Source organism: Streptomyces sp. NPDC002490, assembly GCF_040296045.1.
Taxonomy (GTDB): Bacteria; Actinomycetota; Actinomycetes; order Streptomycetales; family Streptomycetaceae; genus Streptomyces.
In genome coordinates this window covers 1-4,073 of sequence record NZ_JBEOWM010000116.1, presented here as the reverse complement: position 1 = coordinate 4,073, position 4,073 = coordinate 1, and the positions used below count along the sequence as shown (strand labels likewise).

At 74.3% G+C, this 4,073-nt stretch carries 4 protein-coding genes; 1 reads left to right on the top strand and 3 read right to left on the bottom strand.

Features of this window, described 5'->3' with window-relative positions:
- Nucleotides 1-81 precede the first annotated feature (81 nt).
- Both ABT092_RS30795 and ABT092_RS30790 read right to left on the bottom strand, forming a co-directional pair.
- Nucleotides 82-729: an ArsR/SmtB family transcription factor gene (locus ABT092_RS30795; protein WP_351249789.1), complete on the bottom strand. Its 648-nt coding sequence runs from the start codon at nucleotides 727-729 to the stop codon at nucleotides 82-84.
- Between the two features lie 69 nt (nucleotides 730-798).
- Nucleotides 799-1,266 carry an Lrp/AsnC family transcriptional regulator gene (locus ABT092_RS30790; RefSeq protein WP_351249791.1) on the bottom strand — a complete coding sequence of 156 codons (468 nt, stop codon included), beginning with the start codon at nucleotides 1,264-1,266 and terminating at the stop codon, nucleotides 799-801.
- Nucleotides 1,267-1,388: 122 nt separating this feature from the next.
- Between ABT092_RS30790 and hppD the strand changes: the two genes are divergently transcribed.
- Nucleotides 1,389-2,543: a 4-hydroxyphenylpyruvate dioxygenase gene (gene hppD, locus ABT092_RS30785; protein ID WP_351249787.1), complete on the top strand. Its 1,155-nt coding sequence runs from the start codon at nucleotides 1,389-1,391 to the stop codon at nucleotides 2,541-2,543.
- A 30-nt stretch (nucleotides 2,544-2,573) separates the two neighbouring features.
- Here hppD and ABT092_RS30780 read toward each other — a convergent pair.
- A partial coding sequence (locus ABT092_RS30780) for a tetratricopeptide repeat protein (RefSeq protein ID WP_351249785.1) occupies nucleotides 2,574-4,073 on the bottom strand: 1,500 nt, incomplete at its 5' end.

The window sequence follows — 4,073 nt, the reverse complement described above, 5'->3', positions numbered from 1 at the left end:
CAACGTCCTGTGGGCCCTCATCCGTGACGGACAGCGCTTCCCACGTGAACTCCCTGTCACAGTCGCCGCTTGACAACAGCATTAGGAGGTGCGCTGCGGGAAGAGGTGCAGGTGCACGCGGACCCGGTCGGTGGCCGGGTCGGTGTCCTCGGTCGTCGCCGGCCGGTACTCGGTCAGGAGGGCGTGCATCCGCTCGGAGAGCTCCCGGCTCTCCTCGGGCGTCAGCCGGAGGGTGAAGTCGCTGATGTCGGTGGCCCGCGCCCACTCCTCGGACCAGTCCTCGCGGGTGGCGATCCAGGTCGTCAGCTCCCGGCTGTGGATGTTCGCGATCTCGTGCAGGAACACGCTCGCCGCGCCCCGCGTCTGCGGGTCGGTGTCCTGCATCAGCTCGTGGCCGAAGTCGGTGCCCTCGTCCACGGCCCGCCACCACCGCTCCCGCCCCCGGCCCTGCTCGGGGGCGTCCTCCACGAAGCCGTAGGCGGCGAGTTGGCGCAGGTGGTAGCTGGTCGCTCCGCTCGACTCGCCCAGTTTCCCGGCGAGTTGGGAGGCGGTGGCGGGTCCGCCGCGGCGCAGTGCGCCCAGCAGTGCCATCCGTAGCGGGTGGGCGAGCCCGCGGAGGGTGCGGGCGTCGAGGTGACGGACCCTCCGTCGGTGGGCGGGGGGCGTCGGCTCCTGCGCGGACGCACGGGGGTCGGGGGTCCCGGTGGCGCCGGGCGCGTTCTCGTCCATGCATCCAAAGATAGCTATGCAAAGGGTCCTATGCAAAGGACTCTTTGCGTGAAGGGTCCGTGGCCCGGCTCACTCCCGGGCCGCCTGCTCGACCAGGGGGATGATCCGCAGCGGCACCGGGTTCTCCATGACGATGGCGGTGGCCGCCCGGTCGATGCCGTCGAAGCCCACCACCAGGTCGATGACCCGCTGGAGGTCCGCATTGGACCGCGCCACCAGCCGGCACAGCATGTCCCCGCTGCCGGTGGTGGTGTGCAGTTCCAGCACCTCCGGGACGGTCGCCAGGTGCGCCCGCACGTCGGCGCCCGAACCCTGCCGGATCTGGAGCGTGGCGAAGGCGGTCACCGGGTAGCCGAGCGCCGCCGGGTCCACCTGCGGGCCGAAGCCGCGGATCACCCCGTTCGACCGGAGCCGGTCCAACCGGGCCTGCACCGTGCCCCGGGCCACCCCCAGGCGGCGGGACATCTCCAGCACCCCCAAGCGCGGTTCGCGTGCCAACAGCACGAGCAACCGGCCGTCCAAATGATCGATCGCCACCAGGGCCTCCCGCATGGTCACCTTGTACAGAAAGACCGGTCCGACGGGCTTCTGCCTAGTCAGAATGCCCACTAAAAACGCAAACTATTGCGCACCTTGTGGAACGGGAGGAGCCTGCCGGCATGGCAGCTACTCCTGCGCACCTGAACCCCGCCCCCACCACCGCACGCGGGGCCGACCCCTTCCCGGTGAAGGGCATGGACGCGGTCGTCTTCGCCGTGGGCAATGCCAAGCAGGCGGCCCACTACTACGCGACCGCGTTCGGGATGAAGCTCGTGGCCTACGCGGGCCCGGAGAACGGGAGTCGGGAGACCGCCTCCTACGTCCTGGAGAACGGTTCGGCCCGCTTCGTGTTCACCTCCGTGATCAAGGCGGTCAGCGACCGGGGCCGCTTCCTCGTCGAGCACGTCGCCGAGCACGGTGACGGCGTCGTCGACCTCGCCATCGAGGTGCCCGACGCCCGTGCGGCCTACGCGTACGCCGTCGCGCACGGCGCCCGGGGCCTGACCGAACCGCACGAGGTGACCGACGAACACGGCACCGTCGTCCTCGCGGCCATCGCCACCTACGGGAGCACCCGGCACTCCCTGGTCGAGCGGCGCGCCTACGAGGGCCCCTACCTGCCCGGGTACGCCGCGGCCGAACCCCTCGTGGCGCCCCCCGCCAAGCGGACCTTCCAGGCCGTCGACCACTGCGTCGGCAACGTGGAACTCGGCCGCATGAACGAGTGGGTCTCGTTCTACAACGAGGTCATGGGCTTCACCAACATGAAGGAGTTCGTCGGCGACGACATCGCCACCGAGTACTCCGCCCTGATGTCCAAGGTCGTCGCCGACGGCACCCTCAAGGTCAAGTTCCCCATCAACGAACCCGCCGTCGCCAAGAAGAAGTCGCAGATCGACGAGTACCTGGAGTTCTACGGCGGCGCGGGCGTCCAGCACATCGCCCTCGCCTCCAACGACATCGTGGAGACGGTGCGGACCATGCGCGCCGCGGGCGTCCAGTTCCTCGACACCCCCGACTCGTACTACGACACCCTCGGCGAATGGGTCGGCGACACCCGGGTCCCCGTCGAGACCCTGCGCGAACTGAAGATCCTCGCCGACCGGGACGAGGACGGCTACCTGCTCCAGATCTTCACCAAGCCGGTCCAGGACCGGCCCACGGTGTTCTTCGAGATCATCGAGCGGCACGGCTCGATGGGCTTCGGCAAGGGCAACTTCAAGGCGCTGTTCGAAGCGATCGAGCGGGAGCAGGAGAAGCGCGGCAACCTGTGACCCCCGCGGCCCCCGGGCCGCCTCCCCTCCTCAAGCCGTGCGCGAGGGCGAGGGCGAGGGCGAGGGCGAGGTGAGGGGTTCGGCCGGGCCGTGCGTCCGGGCCGGGCCGCCGGGGGCCGGGGAACCCAGGCCGGCCAGCGCGGTACGGGCCCGGGGGGCGAACAGCGGGGAGAAGCCGGGGTTCCAGCGCAAGGCGTCGGCCAGATGGCGCCGGGCCCGGGCGGTCCGCCCCAACTCCCGCTCGATCTCCCCCCGGTGGTAGGCCACCAGCGGCACCCGGGGACCCCGGTCCTGCGCCTCGCGCACCCACTCCAGGGCCCCCTCGGCATCGCCCTGGCGGAACAGCACCCAGCCCCGCGCGTCCGAGACCGCGGGCCGGGGCGCCCGGCCCGCCTCCGCCGCCAACTCCTCGGCCACCGCCTCCCGTTCCGCCGCGTCCCCGTGGTCCGCCGCCAACCGGGCGCGCACCAGGACGTCCCGCACCCCGTGCGCGGCGCGGGCCCGCAGCCGCTCCCGGGCCAACCGGTACTGCGCCCGGGCCGCGTCCGCCGCCCCCGCCGCCTCGTGCAACTCCCCGAGTTCCAGCGCGTACTCCGGCACCGGCCGGCGGGCGGACGCCGTCCGCAGCGCGTGCACCGCCTCCGTGTCGCGGCCGAGCGCCGCCAGCGCCCGCCCCCGTCCGGCCAGCGCCTCGTGCAGACCGGGGTCGGCCCGCAGCGCCGCGTCGAAGTGCCCGAGCGCCGTCTCCGCCTCCCCCCGGTCCGCCGCCACCCCGCCGAGCAGGTGCCGGGCCCGGGCCTCCTCGGCCGGGGTGCGGGCCGCCGCCACCGCGTCCGTCAGGTTCGCCGCCGCGTCCTCCCGCCACCCCCGTTCCCGGTAGAGCGCCCCCGTCACCGTCCGCGTGACCGCCGCCGGCACCCGCAACTCCCGCAGGGAGTCCAAGGCCGTCCCGGCGGCGGCGAAGTCTCCGAGCCCGCGGTGCGCCTCGATCAGCGGGGGATAGCCCTGCCAGCGCCGCGGCGCCAGCCGCACCGCCCGCTGAGCCCAGGCGCGGGCGGCCGGATGGTCGCCGCGGGCCGCGGCCAACCGCGCCAGCCCGGTCGACGCCCCCGCATTGCCCTCCGGCCGGGCCGCCAAGGAGGCGTTCAGGGCCCGCTCGGCGCGCGGCAGGTCCGCCGAGTCGCCGGTGCGCCGGCCCCGTTCGACGTACGCCGTGCCCAACAGGGCCCAGGAGGCGTGGTCCCCGGGGTGCGCCCGCAGGTGCCGCTCCCGCTCGACGACCAGCGCCGTCAACTCCGTGGTGGTGGCCGGGGCGCCGCCCTCCACCGCGCTCACCGCCCGTGCCCCCGGCCCGTGCGCCGGCGCCGCCGGCGCTGCGCTCCGCGGCTGCGGCCACCACACCAGCACCGCCGCGCCCGCCAGCCCCCCGACGCACACCACCCGCAACGCCCGGCGGACCCCCCGCCCCCCCCGGGCCCCGCCCCGCGGGGCGGGGGGCGGCGGGGCGGGGGCGCCGGGGCGGCGGGGCCC

Excerpts from the sequence above, each read along its gene's own strand:
- ABT092_RS30795 (WP_351249789.1), bottom strand. The coding sequence starts at position 729 with ATGGACGAGAACGCGCCCGGCGCCACCGGGACCCCCGACCCCCGTGCG.
- hppD (WP_351249787.1), top strand. The coding sequence starts at position 1,389 with ATGGCAGCTACTCCTGCGCACCTGAACCCCGCCCCCACCACCGCACGC.